The organism is Anatilimnocola aggregata (assembly GCF_007747655.1).
In the GTDB taxonomy this organism is placed as follows: Bacteria; Planctomycetota; Planctomycetia; order Pirellulales; family Pirellulaceae; genus Anatilimnocola; species Anatilimnocola aggregata.
This window is the reverse complement of the sequence record NZ_CP036274.1, coordinates 3,802,233-3,822,463: the sequence shown is the minus strand read 5'-3', so window position 1 is coordinate 3,822,463 and position 20,231 is coordinate 3,802,233. Positions and strand designations below refer to the sequence as shown.

General features: G+C 57.4%; 8 protein-coding genes and 1 tRNA gene. 6 read left to right on the top strand and 3 right to left on the bottom strand.

All coding sequences use genetic code 11. The features are described 5' to 3' along the window. Window positions 1-250: 250 nt before the first annotated feature. The 5 genes from ETAA8_RS14560 (at window position 251) to ETAA8_RS14540 (ending at window position 16,235) form a co-directional block, all read left to right on the top strand. Window positions 251-6,958 carry a dockerin type I domain-containing protein gene (locus tag ETAA8_RS14560; RefSeq protein ID WP_145089396.1) on the top strand — a complete coding sequence of 2,236 codons (6,708 nt, stop codon included), beginning with the start codon at window positions 251-253 and terminating at the stop codon, window positions 6,956-6,958. 152 nt (window positions 6,959-7,110) lie between these two features. Continuing rightward, the gene (locus ETAA8_RS14555) at window positions 7,111-8,145 is read left to right on the top strand and encodes a sialate O-acetylesterase (protein ID WP_145089393.1); all 1,035 of its coding nucleotides are present in this window, start codon (window positions 7,111-7,113) and stop codon (window positions 8,143-8,145) included. 584 nt (window positions 8,146-8,729) lie between these two features. Then, the gene (locus tag ETAA8_RS14550) at window positions 8,730-14,618 is read left to right on the top strand and encodes a beta strand repeat-containing protein (RefSeq protein ID WP_145089390.1); all 5,889 of its coding nucleotides are present in this window, start codon (window positions 8,730-8,732) and stop codon (window positions 14,616-14,618) included. A 239-nt stretch (window positions 14,619-14,857) separates the two neighbouring features. Further along, window positions 14,858-15,598, top strand: coding sequence for a UvrB/UvrC motif-containing protein (locus ETAA8_RS14545; RefSeq protein WP_145089387.1), 741 nt, complete (start codon window positions 14,858-14,860; stop codon window positions 15,596-15,598). 43 nt (window positions 15,599-15,641) lie between these two features. Continuing rightward, window positions 15,642-16,235: a DUF1990 family protein gene (locus ETAA8_RS14540; RefSeq protein ID WP_145089384.1), complete on the top strand. Its 594-nt coding sequence runs from the start codon at window positions 15,642-15,644 to the stop codon at window positions 16,233-16,235. Between the two features lie 198 nt (window positions 16,236-16,433). On the opposite strand, the gene ETAA8_RS14535 is transcribed toward ETAA8_RS14540, so the two are convergent. From ETAA8_RS14535 to ETAA8_RS14525, 3 genes are all read right to left on the bottom strand, one after another. Next, window positions 16,434-17,270, bottom strand: coding sequence for a phosphoenolpyruvate hydrolase family protein (locus ETAA8_RS14535; protein WP_145089381.1), 837 nt, complete (start codon window positions 17,268-17,270; stop codon window positions 16,434-16,436). A gap of 220 nt (window positions 17,271-17,490) precedes the next feature. Next, window positions 17,491-17,564 (bottom strand) — tRNA-Val (locus tag ETAA8_RS14530). A 72-nt stretch (window positions 17,565-17,636) separates the two neighbouring features. Further along, window positions 17,637-18,407, bottom strand: coding sequence for a hypothetical protein (locus ETAA8_RS14525; protein WP_145089378.1), 771 nt, complete (start codon window positions 18,405-18,407; stop codon window positions 17,637-17,639). A 615-nt stretch (window positions 18,408-19,022) separates the two neighbouring features. Here ETAA8_RS14525 and ETAA8_RS14520 point away from each other — a divergent pair. After that, window positions 19,023-20,219, top strand: coding sequence for a M14 family zinc carboxypeptidase (locus ETAA8_RS14520; protein WP_145089375.1), 1,197 nt, complete (start codon window positions 19,023-19,025; stop codon window positions 20,217-20,219). Window positions 20,220-20,231: the final 12 nt, after the last annotated feature.

Below are 20,231 nucleotides of genomic sequence, written 5' to 3'. Positions count from 1 at the left end.
TGGAAATGCGGTTCCTTTTTGCGAATAGGTCCTCCGCTGCTCTTTCCAGCGGTAATTACGCAGCAGTTGGTTGGATTATTCCGGCCAGCACTGCCAAACGGTTGACCTTGCCGTTAAGGGAAGAGATAACGACTTCTTGTACCTGCCGAGTGGGTAATTACCATGGATTGGTACCCGCTCAAATCCTCCCCTTGAAGCAGGGGATTCTTCACGCTGATTCGCTCGCCGCGTTTTCCGAGGAAGTTCTGAGATGCCTGTATCGAAAAACAAGCCGTCCCATTCGTCGAGCCTCGGCCGCAATCGCAAGCAAGTCGCCAACGATGCCGCGAAGTACAAGCCACGCCGGGCAACAGCCCGCAAGGTCTTTTTTGAGTCCTTAGAAACCCGCAGCATGATGGCGTTCACACCGGGGGATGTGTTTGCAAGCACTGTCCTGGCTCCGCAAGCTTTGTACGACGTCACCGGCGGCGGAGATCTCTCAGCGGCAACTCCCGTTGCGAGCTTGGGGGACCGGACTTTCGGGCAGATTACCTGGTCGCGCGATCTGAGCACAGCCTACATCGCGCTGTTCGACTCCGGCGCTGTGTTAACCGTAGATTCCACCGGCATCGTCAACACCTTTGCCACTGGTCTGACGAGTCCCGCTGGGATAATCCTAACCAGCGACGACCGTCTGCTCGTGTCGGAATACAGCTCTGGAGAGATCACGAACATCACTAGTGGCGGCGACTTTACTGGCGTGACAGCCTATGCAACGGGATTAGGTCTTCCCCGGAACATGGTGCAACTGGCAGACGGCAGAATCCTGGTGGGAGAAGATAGCACCGGCCAGGTAACCGACCTTGGCGTTGGCGGAGATTTGTCAGCAGCCACTCCGTTCGCCTTCGGTATGGGAAATGCTTCCGACATCGTGCAGTCCAGCAGCGGCGCGATCTACGCGAGTGATCGTTCTGGTCAAAAAGTCTTCAATATCACGGCTGGTGGGGATTTTTCCGCAGCAACCCCGTTTGCAACGGGACGTTTCTTCGTGGGCCTGACGTTTGACGGCGCCGGACGCTTCCTGGCGACAAACGATAACACTCCAGACATCTATGATATTTCTTCGGGCGGCAGTTTTGCTGCTGCGACTCCGTTTGCGACCCTACCGGCTGGCACCAGCCTTGATTCCGTTCTCGACACCGTGCCAGCTCTGGCCGGCACACTGGTGCCCACCCTCACCGGCGGGAATCTGGTCATCACGGATTCCGATGCGACGGGCAAGAACAACAGCCTGACGATCTCCAACAACGGTGCCGCGATTGTCATTACGGATGCTACTGAAACCTTCGCCGGTACGGGCGGCATCGCCGGGGCTGCGCTCAGCAACGGCGGCAAAACTCTGACGGTCCCGATTGGCTCGATCACCGGCATGGAGGTAATCATCAACGGCATGGACGGGAACGACACGCTGACCGCCAACGTTGCGACTGCCTTGGGAAAAATCCTGACCTTCAACGGTGGCGATCCGACAATTGCCCCTGGCGACAAGCTCGTGGTCACCGGCGGAAGCCATTCGACCGGTACACTGAATCACACCAATGCTACCGACGGCAGCGTGGTTCTCGGCGCGAGTACGATCAATTACACCGGCTTGGAACCGGTCGACATCACCGGCACGACGATCACCAATCTCGTCATCAATCTGCCCGATGTCGCCGGCACGCCGGACGACACCGAATTGAGCCTCACCGGTGGTGGGACCATCCTGACGGTGACGAGCCTAGTCGCCGCGCATGAGCTCGATAACATCGCGCTCGCGGCCTTCACGACCGTCACGGTCAATGCCCGAGCTGGCGACGACATCATTCGAATTGATGCTTCGATGTCGACCTTCAACAAAGCTCTCACCATCAACGGCGGGGCTGGTGCCGACACGTTTGTCTTCGAAGCATCCATTGCCGCCCCTGGGACGATTACCGTCAATGGTGGCATTGGCAGCGACACCCTCGACTATGCCGCCTATCAGGTCGCGGCCGTCGATAGTGCGGTGGATGTGAATCTGACCGCCACCGCGGCGAATGGATTCAGCGGCAACGTCAAGGTCGGCGCGCCCACGATCACGTCGTTTACCGAAATCGATGCCGTGAGCGGCAACAGCAACACCACGACGGACTCGCTCACGGGTCTCAATGCCGTATCGACTTGGACCATCGATGAGCCCGCCAGCAGCAAGTATGTTTCGACGGGCACGCTGAACTTTTCCAATCTCGAGAACCTAAACGGCGGCTCGGCTGCTGATAGTTTCGCGGTGATTAACCCAGCCGCAGTCGCCTTCACCTTGGCGGGCGGATCGGGAGCGAACACACTCGATGTTTCCGGCGCTGGCGCGACGACCGTCACCATCACGAACGACGGAGTCCCCGCTGGTTTCGATGGCACATTCGGCGCATCCAACTTCACTAGCATCGATTCCTTCAAGGGTGCCGCCGGAAGCACGCTGATCGGTGACGATGCCGATTCGACCTGGACGATCAACGACGGCGTCCCAAGCACTTATGCCACCGCTGCCCGCACGGCGAACATCGCCGGGTTCAACAACTTGCAGGGTGGTTCCGCCAAGGACACGTTCAACGTCGTGGATAATGGCGCGATCGCAACCTACTCGCTCAAGGGTGGCGATGGTATCGATGCCTTCAACTTTGGCGATGCCAACAACCTGACGAAGATCAATAATCCAATCAGCGTTGATGGTGAAACAGATGGTGCCACGCTGACGCTCAACGATCAGGGAACTAATTCCAATGTCAATTACTCAATCAGCGCGACGACCATTGGTCGAATGGGCGGCACGGTCACGTTCGACGACATCACAAACTTGACGCTCAATGCTACCAACGGCACGAACACTATCAGCGTGACTGCTGCTCCCACGGCTTCCGGCATCAAGACCTTGAACGGCGGTTCGGGTGCTGACACCCTCGATCTCACCGGCGCTGGAGTGACGGCGGTCACGATCACGAACAACAATGTCAGCGCCGGCTTTGACGGCAATTTTGCCGGCGTGGACTTCACCAGCATCGACTCGTTCGTGGGTACCACGGGGAGCAGCTTTACGGGCGATGACGCCGACTCAACTTGGACGATCAACGACGGCGGCACGAGCACCTACGCAACTGCAGCCCGCACTGCGAATATCTCCGGATTTAACAGCTTGCAGGGTGGTGCGGGGCTCGATGCGTTCAATGTCGTAAATAACAATACGACAGCGCTCTACACGCTCAAGGGTGGTGCGGGGCTCGATGCGTTCAACTTCGGTGTGAATTCGTTGCTAACAAGCGGCAAGAATGTTTCGGTCTTCGGTGAGGCCGATACCGCGAACTTGACACTCGATGACACGTCGACAAATGCGAATCGAAATTACTCCTTGACCACCACGACGCTGGCTCGGCGTGATGCTGCCAATGTGCTGCTGGGAGAGATTACTCACGACGCCATCAACAATTTGACGCTGAACGCCAGCAACGGCGCCAACAAGATCACGCTAACCGGCATGCCGACCGTGACGGGAACCGTCAAGTTGAACGGCGGAACTGGCGACGACACGCTCGAAGTCGCGGGCATCAATCCCGCCAAGGTGACGCTCACCGCGTTGACTGGTGTGCCGTCCACGACCGGCTTTAATGGCACAGTGGAAAGCAGCATGAAGTCGCTCGACTTCACCGGTGTGGAAGCCATCACCGCAGCCGCGGCTGCCGGCGATGAATTAGTGGGCATGGATGTCGCCAGCACCTGGACGATCGACGAATCCGCTGGTAACACGAGCAAGTACGTCAACAACGCGAGCCCCGCACGTCCATTGCGGTTCGCAGGCTTCGATACGCTCCAAGGCCGTTCGTTCGTCGACACCTTCAACGTGCTCAACAATAGCACGACGGCGACGTTCTCGCTCAAGGGCGGAGCCAGCCTCGACGCGTTCAATTTCGGCAACGCGAACAAGCTCGATGGCATCACCTATCCAATCAGTGTGGATGGCGAAACCGCCTCGGCCACGCTCACGCTGAACGATCAGGGCGATAACACCAACATCGATTACAAGTTGAACGGCGGCCAGGTCGGGCGCGATGGCAACCCCATCAGCTATGCGTCGATCTCAACGCTCAATTTGAATGCCGGCAATGGCAGCAACAAGTTCATCGTGCTGGAAAAGCCGACCGCTGGTCAAACCATAATCACCGCTGGCACCGGCAACGACACGCTCGATTTCACCAACTTCAAGGTCTTAGGTGCCGACAAGGGAGCCAATGTAGCGTTGACCAGCATCGCTGCCGCTGCGGCAGTGGTGGGGGGGGCGACCGGCAAAGTCTCGGTGTCCAATGTGGCGGCTTCCGATTTCCTATCGTTCTCTGCCATCGAAAACTTCAAAGGCAGCACTGCAGCCACCGACGACACGTTCAACGGCCTGGCTGGTGACAGCGAGTGGATCATCAACACAACGACAGGCAGCACCTATAAGCAGACTTCAACCGCAACAAAGACGGTGCCAATCGTCGAGTTCGAAGTACTCAACGGTGGTGCGGGCAAGGACACCTTTAAGGTGCAGGTAAATAATGGCGAGACGTTCTCGCTGAACGGCAACGCCGGAAATGATTCGTTTTTGATCGCGGACGGCACCAATGTGCTGGCCGGCATCGAATCGCTGAAGCTCAACGGCGGCATCAATGCTGCCGACCTCGACGAACTCACACTGCTGGATTCGTCGCAGAACGCCGACAAAAACTACAAGTTGTCGCCAACTTCCATCGACTTCGAAGGCCAGTCGATCACGCCGTCGGGCGGCACTTCCTTCAATATCGAGTCGATCAAGCTTCAGGCCAGCAACGGCACCAATACGATTGAGGTCGTCGACGGAAACTTCGGAGATTTTAACGGCACCAGCACCGAAGCTGCAATAATCACGCTCAGCCATGCCGTCAACGGCAAGTCAACGGCACTCACAATCAACGACACCGGCGATACGGCCGCCAATACGTGGGCCATCGATGGCGAAAGGACGACTCGCACCATTCCCACGCAGTCGCTCACCGTCAACTACAAAGCCACGTTGCTCTCGTCGTACAAGCTGAACGCCGGCGAAGGGAACGACACGATCACGATTGCCAAGGTCGGTACTCTCGCCACTCCAGCGCCAACAACAGTCAACGCTCACCTCGGCAACGACTCCATTACCGTCCGGGCTACGAATCACGCCACGGTCATCAATGGCGAAGATGGCAATGACACGATTACCCTGGCTGACACAACGGCGGCTCTTAGCAAATTCGACAACTACGCCGCTGGCTTGACGGTTAACGGTGGTAACAATCCCGCTGTGCCCACTCGCACGGTGTTCAAAGGCGGCAGCACACCGGACGATATCAAGTTCAATGCGAAGTCCAGCGTGGAAGCCCAAGGTGACACCCTGAGCCTGAGTGACTTCGGAAATTCCACGGATCCAGTCGCGAAGTACACAATCACAAGTATTCAGGTTGCGCGGACATCACCTACTGCCAAGACATTCGCTTACTCGAATATCGAGTTGTTGAATGTTACGGCCAATCAGAAAATCACTGACGTCACCATCAACATGCCATCCGCAGCACCCGATCTTCCCACGGTTGTTTCAGTGGATGGCGGCGGTGCTCCAGCGAGTGTTGATAACCGCGTTCACATTATTGGGACTGTTGCAGACGATAAAATCACAGTCGGCAATCTAGAAACCAACGAGTTGAATCGTTCGCAGTTTGAGTTGACGAATGTCACTCGTTTGTGGGTCGAAGGTGCTCAAGGTGCCGATGTCATTCACAATCGTTCCAGCGTGCCCGGCTTGCTTGACGGAGATCAAACCAAAGCGAATGCCATGGTTCAAGCTGGCAATCAGAACGACGTCATCAGTTCCGACGCTCAAAGTAAACAAATAGGAGCAATCATTTATAGTCCGGTGCTACTCGGCAACGACGGCATCGACTTTTTGCATACGACAAATTCGTCGGCAACTGGTACGACCTTCCTCGTGGGCGACTTCTTTGTCAACAACACGGTCCCTTACGTGTTCGGCAGCGGGACGCAGACTAGCCGCATTCAAGTGGTTAATACAGGCCTCCCTGCGCCGAACACCTATGCCCAAGCTGGCGACAAGTACTCGACCACGCATGCCGGCATCTCCAAGCGAAACCAGGTTCTCGCCCGCCTCGATAATTGGATCAAGGGCAAGTTCGCACTCATTGGCGATCCGCAAGCTTCCAGCCTCACGGTCATCGAGTGGCTCCAAGCACAATTGCCACTGGCAGTCACGCCGCTGGCCATTGCCAAGATGTACGCACCAATCAATAAAGCGATCCGCGACTTTATCCGCGAGCCTGGCCCAGCGACGATTGCCAACCCCGCTAACCCGACAGTGGTCACCAGCCCGACATACCAACCATTGGGCAAGGCCTTGCCTTCAGGTACTTTGCCCCCTGATTCGCCACTTTTGAACGGTGGCGAAGCTGTGGAAGAAGAGTATTATTCAGTAATGATGACCAATCCGATCGAACCCTCGGATGTGAACTTTGACGGTCGCATCACTGCCTTCGATGCACTGGCCATCATCAACGAGTTGAATCGCAAGGGAACTCGCGCGATCGATACTACGCCCGGCGGCGAATTCAGCGGCGATAATGTCGACGGCACTCAGCCGATTAATCTCCTCGACGTCAACGGCGATATGATGCTCACCGCCATGGACGCCCTCATCATCATCAACAAGCTGAATCGCAGTGAGACGACCTACGAGATGCCAGCCTATCTGAACGACTACTCGCTAATCGACAATGCAGAAGCTGTCCAGAATCAGCAGTTCGCCGAACAGTTCACCGCCAGCCAGAGCCAGGCGAACAGTGTGACCGACGAAGCGCTCCTAGCCCTGCTGGCCGCAGAGCTGGATGACAACGACGCGGAATAACTCTGCAAGAAGTAATTCTCGGTCAACTCGCTGACCAACGAAAGCTCTGCCGACTCGGCAGAGCTTTTTTCGTGTCGGTGGCATCAGCAGTTCGCTATCATGGCATCCGCTGCAATTCATTGCTTCTCCCTTCCTCTTGCCGAGATCCTGCCATGAACTACCTTCGTATGTTCGCCCTGTCGTTGTTCGCTTTTGCCATTGCCCCGGTGCTGGGGTCCGAGGAGCTAGGCCCCATCAAGGTTTACATACTCGCCGGTCAGTCGAATATGGAAGGGAAGGCCAAAGTCTCGCTCCTCGACTATCAAATCGAACAACCAGCCACGCGCGAGTTATTTCAACATTGGCGACGCGACGGCAAGTGGCTTGAGCGTGACGACGTCCGCATCAAGTTCTTCGACCGCGCCGGACCGCTGACCGTGGGCTATGGTTCGCCCAAGTGCATCGGGCCCGAATTGGAGTTTGGCACTGTCGTCGGCAACCACTTCTCGGAACCAGTGCTCCTCATCAAAACGGCCTGGGGCGGCCGAAGTCTTTATCGCGACTTTCGCTCTCCCAGTGCAGGGCTGCCAACAGATGAAGTGCTGCAAAAGATACTCGCGCAACAGCAAAAAAAGACGCCCGCCGCCACACTCGCCGAAATCAAAATATCGTTCGGCAACTCGTATCGCGCCATGCTCGCGGAAGTGAAGCAAACGCTGGCAGATTTGCCGGCACATTTCCCAGCGGACGCAAAGCAAGGTTACGAAGTGGCTGGCTTCATCTGGTTTCAAGGCTGGAACGATATGATTAACGCTGAATACACGGCCGAATACTCCACCAATCTGCAACACTTCATTCGCGACGTGCGCAAGGACCTGAACGTTCCCCAACTACCGTTTGTGATTGGACAAATGGGAGTCGATGGCGTGAATCCGAGCGTTGGCGTTCAGAAGTTCAAAGCTGCCCAGGCAAAGGTGCTCGATTCGCCAGAATTTAAGTCGAACGCCGCGCTTGTAAAGACCGACGTCTATTGGGACCAGGACGCAGCCGCCGTTTTCAAAAAGGGATGGAAAGAACATGTTGCTGAGTGGAACAAGGTCGGCAGCGACTTTCCCTTTCACTATTTAGGCAGTCCGAAAACGATGCTGGGCATTGGTCACGCTTTCGGAGAGGCTGCTCTGCAACTACGCGAAAGTGCAAATAAGTAGAACTAACGGGGCATGAAGTCAGGAATGCGGCATCCCGCAGCAAATTGATTGGCAACTTGACGGAGCATCATCGCCACCCCCTCTTTCAGAAGCCGTCAGCCATTGCTTCGATGGACTGGAATCCAGCTAAATGACTCCACATCTTTTCGATATCAACGCAACTTAAAACAATGAGTTGCGGGTAAACACCACACAGTCTCTTGAAGACAGCTATACAACCGTTGTCAAACTCACAGTTAGCAACTAGGTTTAGTTCCGACGGCGAAATCCTCTTTCCCATTCGTCGTCCTGCTACTTACGTGCAGGGATTCTGCGAGTAGATTCGCAACCGGAGTTGACTCTCACAGCCTCCGTTGGAGCGGCGAATCGACATCGCAGCATTTGCTGAATCGTCCGTCGCGCTCGCGTTACGGCCACTTCAACTCCCGTGCGGCAGTCGCACTTTCCCGCCAACTCATGCCCACTTGCTGAGCCGTGCTTGCCCGCTTGGCTAACTGCTCGGCTATCCCGTTTTTCGTTGTCTTTGGACTGCGTATGGGAATGCTACGCGCCGATCGTCCTTACTTCACCGGAAGCTAACCCTCATGACACGCTTCGCGACTGTTTCCCGCCTCGCACTTCGCCGCTTGCGAAATCGATACGCTGCTGCACTCCGCGCGCGTCGTACCCTTTTCGAACAACTGGAGGATCGCGCAGTCCTAGCCGCTACGTTGACGTGGGTGGGTGACGTCGATAGCAACTGGGCGACCAATAGCGGAGGGAACACTAACTGGTCTGGGAACTCTCTCCCAGCGGATGGTGACACTTTGGTGTTCGATATCAGCGGTTCCAATTTGACACAAGTCAACAACACCACAGCCGGCAACAGTTACACGCTACAGTACTCATCGGGCGGATATGTGCTCACCGGCAACAGCATCGCTCTCAACAATTCTGGAGACGATATTGTGTCCTCGTCGGGAACCAATCAACTCAACTTGCCGTTGGCACTAGCGCCTGGCAGCACGTTCAATATCGGGGCTGGAATTGTGACAGTCGGCGGAACCATTTCGGGTTCCGGCGATTTGGTGAAGGTCGGGGCCGGACGTCTTACATTGAGCGGAACCAATACCTATTCAGGCAGCACCACCATCAGCGGCGGAATCTTATCTGCAAATACGAGCGCTGCGCTCGGCAATGAGACCTCTACGAACACGCTGATCTTGAATGGTGGCACACTGCTCGCGACGGGCAACATCGTTTCTCCAGCAGCACGTGGCGTCATGCTCAATGGATCAAGCACTAGCACGATCGATGCGAATGCGCTCGCAATTACGATTGACGGCATCATTAGTGGCGGGACCACTGGTGTCGATAGCCTGACGCTCATCTCGACCTCAACCTCGGCTACGCCGGGATCGGTGACGCTGACTGGCAACAATACTTACTTTGGCAACACAATTACCAACAAACCCAGCATCAATTTGCGACATAGCAACGCCCTGGGTGCCTCCGGTGCTGGAAACGCCACAACTGTCAAGTCTGGTGCTGCTGGCAGCATTGGCACGGCGCTCAACTTGAATCCACAGTCCACGGCGATTGATGTTCCAGAATCGTTGCACTTGAGTGGCCTTTCCGCCAACCGCGTGGCGCTGCAGAACTTAACGCTCAACAATACTTTCTCAGGCCCCATCGATATTACGAGCACCGGCAGCGTTGCTCAAATCTACTCAGAAGGCTCAGGTTCGCTGACCGTCACTGGCGACATCACAGGTGCGCTCACCAGTACTACTTTCTTTATTCGCGGAGCGTCGACCAGCCTCTCAAACCGTTTGCTGGGCAGCGTTAATTTCACGGGAGGTAACTTATCAAAAACCGGCGCGGGCACCTGGTTCATCGGTGCGGCCGGCAAGACCTACAGTTGGAACAACACAGTCGTCGCGAGCCAGGTTCTGCGATTGGGTGCCGATAACGTACTGCCACCGACGGGAACGCTTACTCTCGGGGAAGGTTCGAATCTGACCACGCGGCTCGATCTCAACGGGTTCAATCAAACCACGACCGACGTCACCATTTCTTACGCCAGCGCGACGTCCCTGGTGCCAACCATTAGTACCGGAACAGGCACCCTCACACTCAATGGCAACCTAAGTTACAACATCAATACCGCATACACGGGCACTGGAGGGCTGATTTCTGGCAACCTCGACTTGGGGGGCGGTACACGCACATTCAATATCGGCCAGGCAACTCCCGCCATCGATTTCACCATTAGTGCAGCCATCAGCAATGGTAGTCTTACCAAGACTGGCCTCGGCACGTTGGCACTGACCGGTACCAACACCTACGAGGGCACCACTACCATCTCTGCGGGAACGCTATCGGTCACCGGGTCGCTCTCTAATTCGACCGACGTGAGTGTAGCGCTAGGTGCCACCTACAACGTCGGGGCCAGCGATACCATTGATGGCTTGTTCGGATCGGGTAACGTGATCCTCGGCACTAATTCTCTCACGGTTGGTGGCAACAACGAAGCCATGCCAAGTTTTGGCGGTGGCATCAGTGGGACTGGTAGCGTCATCAAGGCGGGAAATGGCGTACAAGCATTTACTGGCACGAATAGCTATCTGGGCACCACGAGTGTCAACGCGGGCACGTTGCAATTGCAGGGTGGAACGACGATTTCTGATATGGCGGGCACGGTGACGGTGCAGCCCGGCGCGGAACTGCAATTGTTGACGGACGAGACGGTGTCGTCGTTTGTGGGAATTGATGACCCTGCGAATGAAGTGGATGGTTTGTTGGCGCTCGGCGCGAATCAGTTGACGACGCTGGGCGATGCGACGATCGCGAATGTGACCACGGCGAGTGGCGGCCGGCTTGTCGCGCAAGGTGCGATCATCGATGGCGATCTCGACAACAACGTCACAGGCCCGAACATCTTCCTGCAAGCGGCCACCGGCATCGGCAGCGGTGATGCGATCGAAACGGCCGTGGTCGATGCCACGCTCAGCAGCATGACTGGCAGCGTTGCGATTACCGAACTCGATGCGCTCAACTTGCTCGGGCTGTCAGCGTTTGATGGCAATGCCACGATTACTGCAGGTGGCGCGCTAACCGATGACGCAACTGCCGCGATCAGCGTGAGCGGAAGTGCAGCCTTCTCGGCTTCGAGCATCACGCTCGGCGAAGCGGCGGGGAATGCGCTAAACTTAGGCTCGCTCACATTCACGGCCACGGCCGGCGGCACGACGATCCATGAGAACTCCGCGCTCGATCTGTTCGGTAGCAGTTCCGCGACCGGTTCGATCGTGCTAACCAGCCTCGATACGGGAGCCACCGGGGAGAACATTACCCTGCCGCTCGGCGCTGCCCTCACCTCCTCCGGTGGCAGTGTGACGCTCAATGCGGGTGACGATGCGTTGTTGGATGGAGATGTGAACGCGTTGACGCAGGTGACCGTGAATGTGGATGCGGGCGATGGGGAGTCGAATGGAGTCGGAGAAGTTGCGCCGGGAAGCGGTGGGACGGTGACGATCAATGGTGTGATCACCGTCAACGGCGGCGCTGGCACGACGTTCTTAAACGGCGGCGACGACTATGACACGTTCGACTTCGATCCGCAGACAACGACCTCGTTCAGTGTGAACGGCAACGCGCCGCACGGCACGGCCGACGGCGATCGCCTGGTGATCACGGTCCCGGCACTCACCGTGCAAACGGTCAGCGACGTGGGGAGCGGCGGCTTCTCGTTCGCGCCGACCGCCAATCCGGCGCTCGACCCGGTGACCTACGTCAGCATCGAAGAGCAGGACGTGACCGGCGGTCCGCTGAACCTGCTGATTGATCTCACGCCGGTCTATAACGGGGTCAACAATCAACTCACGATGCAGCGGGTCGGAGCCGACCTGGTGATCAATCGCCTGGGGACGGGCCCGGTCACCGGCAACTTCTACACCGGCACCCTGGCCACGATCAACTCGCTGGAGATTCGCGGCGGCGGGCAGAACGACTCGGTCGAAGTGTTCGACACCGGCACGGGCCTGCCCGACTTCGTCGGCACGGTGCCTGGGGTAACGAATAATCCAAACGTGGTGGGGACGCCGGAGTTCTTGTTCACCGGCGGTGCAGGCACCGATGTGCTGACGTTCAACCTGGGATTGGCCAGCACCGCCCAGGTGTACGGCATCGGCAGTGGCTCGGGAACTGCTGCGAACGACGGCGAGATCAGCACGACCAATCCGGCGAACACGCTGATCACCTACTTCACCAGCGTCAGCGAAGTGAATCGGGCGGGCTTCAATGCCACGGCCGGTGGGCTGCAGATCTTGGGCGACCTGTCAGGCAACACGATCAACACGACCGATAACGGTGGTGGTGAGACCCGCGTCCAGCCGACCGGTTACACGCCGTTCGACTTCAGCGGCGATAACTTCAGCAGCTTCGAAGTCTACGGCCTGCGGGGCAGCGACACGCTGACGCTGACCAGCTTCGGCAGCGGTCAGACGAATAACCCGACCATCGTGCTCGACGGCAGCAATCCGACCGGCTTCGGTGGTCCAACGGACGACGGCCTCGCCGACACGCTCCGCGTCCTCAGCACCAGTTCGAACACCGGACTGGTCACGCTGCTGGGTGGTCTGGGCAGCGATCAGTTCTTCCTCGCGGGTCCGGGCCTGACGGTCGACGACATTGCCGGCCCGGTGGTGGTCGACGGGGAAGACAACAACCTGGCGGGCAATAACGATCAGTTGTTCATCGACGACAGTGGCGACACGACCGCTGACCCGAACGTGCTGATTGCTGCAGCCGGCGGGATGAATGCGGACTATGCGGTGACGGGAATCAACGCCAGCGGGGTGACGTTCCGCAACATCGACAGCTTCGATTACACGGGCACGCAAGGGGGCGACACGATCGACGGCCGGTTCACCCCGACCAATGTGCCGCACGACCTGAACACGGTGGCCCTGCGTGGTTTCGACGGCGACGATCAGTTCCTCCTCTTCACGTCGAACCAATGGGGCGGGGTCACCCCGGTGACGGAGCTACCGTTCACCCGCGTGGCCAGCGGCGTGGGGACGATCAGTCTGTACGGCAACGATGGTGAAGATATCTTCGGCGAAACTCCGGCCCCGGTCATCGGGAACACGGGAGCCATGCACGTGGGCCTAGCCGTCCCCGCCACGACGCGGCTGATTCGTCCGACCACGGCCGCGACTGCGGGGGGAAGCACCATCTTCATCGACGGTGGCGATCCGGTGCCGGCGCTCAATCAGGCCGGCGATACGGTGGGCGATGTGCTGAACCTGGATGTCACGGACGTGCCGAAGAACACGGCGATGATCGTGGGAGCCGGTTCGTCGGGGAACGTCCTCAGCGCCAACACGGCTCCCTTCAGTTGGGTCAGCATCGAAGACCTCAACCTGGTCGACAACGGCAAGTTGACGGGCGTGCAGATCGGCGACGTGTTCGGCCGCGGGACCACGGGGAACGACCTGATGCAGATCTCGGCCAATGCCACGGCCGCGCTTCCGCATCAGGTGCGGGTGCGCATCGGCGGCGCGATCATGAACTACAACGTGCCGGGCAAGGCCGTGCTGTACGGCGGCAACGGAGTCGACACGATGTCGCAGACCACGGCCAAGATCCCGGCCGTGTTCTATGGCGAAGCGGGCAACGATTCGCTGGCGGGGGGCTCGAACAACGACTGGCTGGTGGGTGGCGACGGGAACGATCAGATCACAGGTGGCGAAGGCCAGAACGTGATCTGGGGGGATAACGCGCCGACGAATCCGGGCGACCCGACTCCGCAGGACTTCCAAGGCCCGAACGACGGTAACGACTCGATCAGTTCGGGCAACGGAGCCGACGTGATCTATGCCGGTGGTGGCCACGACGTGGTGAACTCCGGTGGGGGCAACGACTACATCCATGCCGGGGCTGGTAACGACAGCGTCGATGCCGGGGCCGGAGACGACCGGGTGTATGGCTACAGCGGCAACGATACGCTGCAAGGCAACAGCGGCAACGACCTGCTGTCGGGCGGCGACGGTAACGATTGGCTGCTGGGTCACTCGGGGAACAACGTGCTAATCGGTGGCACGGGGAGCGACACGCTCTCGGGTGGGGACGGCAACGACCTGCTGATCACCGGTGGGCTGGGTGGTGAAGAGAACAGCACCTGGACTTCGGCTCCCAACACGATGACCTATGCGGCGAACACCTACAGCGACCCAATGGATAACGACGCAGCCCTGCTCGCACTCCTGACGGCCTGGCAGGGGAACTCCAACGCCGCTGCACCACCGCCCGAAGTGCTTGCCCTGCTCCCCATCATCGCGCCCGACGGCTCGGACGACGACGCCTGGGGCGGCAACGGCAGCGACCTCTTCAGCTGGGACGCCGCCGACATGGCCGACGAATCCCTCACCGCCCCCGGCCCCAACGACTTCAACAACCCAGCCACAGGACCTGACGTCCGACTGATCTAAGATTTATGGAGAATAACAAACTGTCTAGCTCTGACTGACGGCAACACATGCTCGCAGCGATCGCCGCTACCGCTGGCGTAATCGATTTACCCGCATGTACCCCTACCCCAAACGGCCAAATTAGAACCGCGGGTGCCGCTGCCCCAAGCGTTGGCTCGTTGGTATAATTGGCTGGTGTCGGAGACTGGGAGCGGCGGATGATGACCGTCGCGGCCTCCGCCAATAGAACCGGTCAACCTATGGCACGCAAAGAGAACATCGATCGACTACTGCGAGATTGGCCGTATGATCCGCAAGGGATCAGCGTCCGCAAAAAGAAGGGGGACGACGGTCGTGAAGTGCTGCAAATGCGTCTCGACCTCGGCCTGTTGCAACTCGAAGTCCAAGGTCGTCCCGATGGCACGCATCCCGAAGGGCAAGACACTTTCTACGAACATTTGAAAAAGAAAGCCGATGCTGAAGGCGAAACATTTCAAATGTCCGAAGAAGAGTGCGAAGAAGCTGATCGTGAATTTGTGCAGTATTATCATCGGCGAGTCTGTTGGCTGGCGCTGCGAGAGTTCGAAAGTGCCGTGGCCGATGCCGACCACACGCTCGCGTTAATGGACTTCTGCCGCGAGTTTTCGCCCGATGATCAATGGACTCTGTCGCACGAGCAATACCGCCCTTTTGTCCTCTTTCACCGCACGCAGGCGGCCGCGCTGGCTGCACTTGGCGAAGGAGGCGCAGAGGTAGCGGTCGAAGCGTTGAACCAGGGGCTGGATCAGATTCGGAAAGTCTTTGCCGACTACGAAGCTGAAGAAGAGTACGACGAGGATGAACTGGTGACCCGGTTGATCGAACTCCGTGAATCGTTGCGTCAGCATTTCGGCGTGGGCCAAACGTTGCAAGAACGACTCGAGGAGGCGGTGGCTTCGGAAAAATATGAACTGGCAGCAGAAATCCGCGATCAACTGGCCAAGCGAACGAACGCCCGTTAACGCCGGAAGTTAAGTGAGTCAGTGTTCGTGCGGTTCAAGCACTATGATACTGCTCCGCAAGCCTGCTCCTGATCGCGTTCACGCCTATCTTGCCGCTCAGCAGCGCGAACCTTGTTCGTACAATTTCTGCGGCGTAACGCGCGACATTCCTAATGTTGAAACGCCTGCAGGATTTGTTTTCGACCATCGGCGTGTCGTAATCGGCACTGGCGATGCCGCTTGGCACGCTGCGCGAGCGGCAATTGAGTCGTGGGTGATGTTCGGCAACGGTTGGACCGAGTTGTATGCACCAATTGGTGCACCGAGAGTCGGAAATGTCGTCGGGATGCTGGTTCGAATCGGCGGCTGCTGGTGGCTCAATCCCTGCCGCGTATTGTATGAGATTGATGAGATTCAGCCTGTCCGCCGCTGCGGGTTCGGCTACGGCACGCTGAACGACCATGCAGAATCTGGTGAAGAGCGTTTCTTAATTGAACAGGATGAAATGGGCCAAGTGTGGTACGACCTGGCTGCTTTTTCGAGACCACGAAACCCACTTGCGCGATTGTTCAACCCATGGGTTCGCCACATTCAGCGCCGATTCGGCCGCGAATCGGTGGTTGCGATGGTCGACTTTGTCTCTCGCATTGCAAATTGAGAACATCGATTAAGTTGCCGTTTCAATCAACGGGACTTTCGCGATAGTCAATCCGGCAAATCCGCGGTTTGTCACTACTGGTGCAATCGTCGCTGCTGATCTAGCGGATGTTCGAGTGAGTCTCACCACGAGCATAGTGGGCTGTGAAAAATATCGCAGTTAGTGCAAGTAAGAGAAGTCGGATCATCAGAGAAGATCCTAGCATTTGACTTTCAATTTTGCGAACTCGGCAACACGATCACGAATGGCTGGCTCGACGGGAAGACGCTCCATGCTACTTGCGCCATAAAAGCCCGTCACCCCTGTGGTGTGATCGAGAATATACTGCGCGTCCGCCGGTTCAGCGATCGGCCCTCCATGGCAGAGAATAATCACATCGCTGCGCACGCGTTTGGCAGCATCGTGAATGGCCTGCACTCGCGTAACGGAATCCGCGAGCGTGACGGAACTGGTGGCCCCGATGGTTCCCTTGGTAGTGAGGCCCATGTGCGCGATGATAATGTCGGCCCCGGCAGCGGCCATCGCCTTACTCTCGTCGACGTCAAAGCAGTAGGGGGTTGTGAGCATGTTCATTTCATGGGCTTGGCGAATCATGTCGACTTCTTGTCCGTAGCCCATTCCGGTCTCTTCGAGCCCTTGCCGAAACGTACCATCAAATAGGCCAACCGTGGGAAAATTCTGCACGCCCGAAAAGCCAGCTTCGTCCACCTGTTTGAGAAACAGCTTCATGATGCGAAAGGGATCGGTCCCACACACGCCAGCCAGTACTGGAGTGATGCTCACGACAGGTAGCACCTCGCGCGCCATCTCCATGACGATGGCATTGGCATCGCCATAGGGCATCATTCCCGATAGCGATCCGCGTCCAGCCATGCGAAATCGACCACTGTTGTAAATCACGAGCAAGTCCACGCCACCCGCTTCGGACATTTTCGCGCTGATTCCTGTCCCAGCGCCGCCACCAACAATCGGCTGACCAGCGGCAATCTTGGCACGCAGGCGGTTCAAAATTTCTTGGCGAGAGAAGAGTGCCATCGCAACTCCGGATGAGTTAGAGAACCTTAGGAAAGTGGTCGCTGAGTTTAGCATTTTCCCTGTTGCGAAAAGAAACAGGAAATAACCAGCGAAAAACATTCGGAGCGCTCGCAAAGAAAACCAGGTGGGACTGCGAGAACAGTCAACATCCACTGCGCGGAGATACTAACGAAAAATCCCGGGAATGCTTAAATTCCCGGGATTTTTCGAAAGTAAAGAATGGGCGGCACTGGACTCGAACCAGCGACCCCCACGGTGTGAGCATGGTGCTCTAACCAACTGAGCTAGCCGCCCGAAGAGGTCCTCCAAGTGTACACTATTTTGGCGAGTTGGCAATTCCGGGTCGCCGAAGCTCAACGGGATCACTTAACGATTCAAGCCGGTGATTAACGCTCGGGGTGCACCGGGTTCGCGGATCACCTGGCTGACTGGTGGTGGTTGGGGTTGTTCCAAGTAATAGCCGGCCGGCCGAGCCGAGTATTTAACTGTGGGCACCGCGTGACGCTGACCAAGATCGGGTGGTGGTTGAGGAGGCGCGAGCGGCTCACGAGCTTCGGTGGGACGAATGCTGCTCGGACCAAGGGGGTGTAGCGGAATCGAGCGCTGCTCGCCGCGCGGAACGACAGCCGTTGGATTGGGCAACTGCTTCATCACTTGCTGCAGTTCAGCCACCTGGGCCTGCAAGCGACGTTCGGCAGCTTCGATGCGCCGAAGTTTTTCTTCGAGCGGATCGAGAAAGACAGCAGCGTTACCATCGCACATTGGTGGCCGAGACTGCGGCACCGAATGGTAGGGCGGTGGCGGAGCTTGATTGGGCTGTGAGTTCGGATCGACCTGTGATGGTTGTGCCTGTTGAGGAACCAACGAAGGGCTGATCGGGACCAGCATCATTTGGGGCGCAGCCATCGAAGGAACTGCCATCATTTGCGACTGCATCGGCACGGCCTGAACTTGCATCATTTGCGTGGGAGTGGATTGAGGCACTGCCGACATCTGGACTGTGGCAAACTGAGATGGTGCTATCGCGGGAGCGGCCATCGGCATCGCCGCCATAGGAGCGGCTGCCAGTGGGGCTGCAGCGGGAAAGCCTTGAACCGCGTTTTCGACAAATGGGGCTACATTCGGAGCCAGTTCCATTTGAGCGTTCGATCGATATCGTGAGATTGCCGGAAACCGAAACGACGGCATCCGGAGACTCAATTCGGGAAATGTAATTGTCGCGCCCTCGATACCAGTTTGATCCACAGGACCGCGCACCGGACCTGCACCTTGCGGTTGCACGAACACTCCCGTCGGCTGCTGCATGTAGACCGCGGGCGGCGGCTGACAAGGTTTGCAGCGCTTCGGCGGAGGTGCTTCGCAGGTGGGAGGAGGAGCGCAATTATGAGGTGCGGCGCAGTTCGGCGAAACGACTTCGCACGATGGTTCAATGCGCCGCGGCGTCGCTCCAAAAATCGTGCTGAGTTGCCCGGTGAGGATTAGCGTCAGGAACGCTAAAATTGATTGCCTGTGAAGTCGCATCGCAGTGTTCCAGGGCATTCAAATGGGTGACAACAATGGATGCCGTTACCCACGGTGTTAGTTTCTCACCCCTACCATCGGCGTACCATTTGTCCGGTCTCTAACAAATACAACGACTGTCTTGGTATGCTGGCCCCCTCAAAGGAATTGCTTGCGCAATGACCAAATTTATCGTTAAACTTTGACATTGGTGTCATAAGCGCCTCTTACCAATCCTCTCCGGACAAACTTATGAGTACATTTCTCGCCGCTGCCGCCATTTGTGTCTCACTTACCACCACTGCCGAATTGAGTATCGATAGCCGGTTCCCTGGCGGCTCAGCTCAGGTTGACTCTCTCGATCAAGCGGCGCGGCGCATTGTCATTCGTCCCGCACCGCACAAGGACGCCGGATGGCAGTGCTGGTGGAGTTTCAAACTCAATGGTATCCATCCCGGCGAGCGAATTCAGCTGATCGTTAAAGGAATGAACTTCGCCCGACCCATCCGTGCTAGCTTTAGTCTCGATGGTCGCACCTGGCAGCACACCGCGCCGGGAAATTCCGAAAAAGATCAGATCACTTACGATCTGCAATTTGAGCAACCAGGGGTTTGGCTTGCCTGGGGACCGCCGTTTCAATTGAGTCACGCGAAAGAGTTGATCGCGCGTACGAGCAAGCGTGATACCGGTGCGAAGGAGTTCACACTAGCGACCACCAAGGGAGGAAGCGAGATTCCCGCCTTGCGCTGGGATCCACCGGCGAGAGATGGCAACAAACGCCGCGGCATCTGGTTGCAAGCGGGACAACACGCCTGGGAATCAGGAGCGCGTTGGGTCGGTGCGGGATTTGTCGACTGGCTTATTTCGGATGAAGCGGAGGCTAAATCTCTGCGTGCAACCACGCGTATTGTTTATATACCCATCATGGACATCGACAATGTCGAGTTAGGGGCCGGGGGCAAAGACCAGAAACCTCACGACCACAATCGCGACTGGAGCAATGAACCTGTCTTCTCTGCGGTTCGCGCCGCTCAGTTGCTTATCCAAGAAATGGACGAGGCGGAGGAGTTTGACTTGTTCATCGATTTGCATAATCCAGCGCCAAACGATTTGAAGCCGTTTTTCTTCGTCAGTCCGGCGATGCTGCTCTCGAAAGAAAGGGCCGCCCGACAACAGGAATGGATCGATACGGCGACTCTTTTTCTCAGCCAGGAGAAACTTAGTCTGGCACCGAAACATAAGGAGAGTGGCCCGGGATATCACCCGCTTTGGCGCGAAATCAGCAAGAATTGGGTTACCGTAAATACCAAGCGGCCAGCAGTCTCCGTCACACTCGAAACGAGCTACAACACACCGCACAGTACTCAGGAAGGGTATCAGGCCTATGGCCGCGCACTGGGGCGTTCGATTCATGCATTCTTGGAACGAACGAAACCAAGGGCAAATTAGGCCATTACTTGT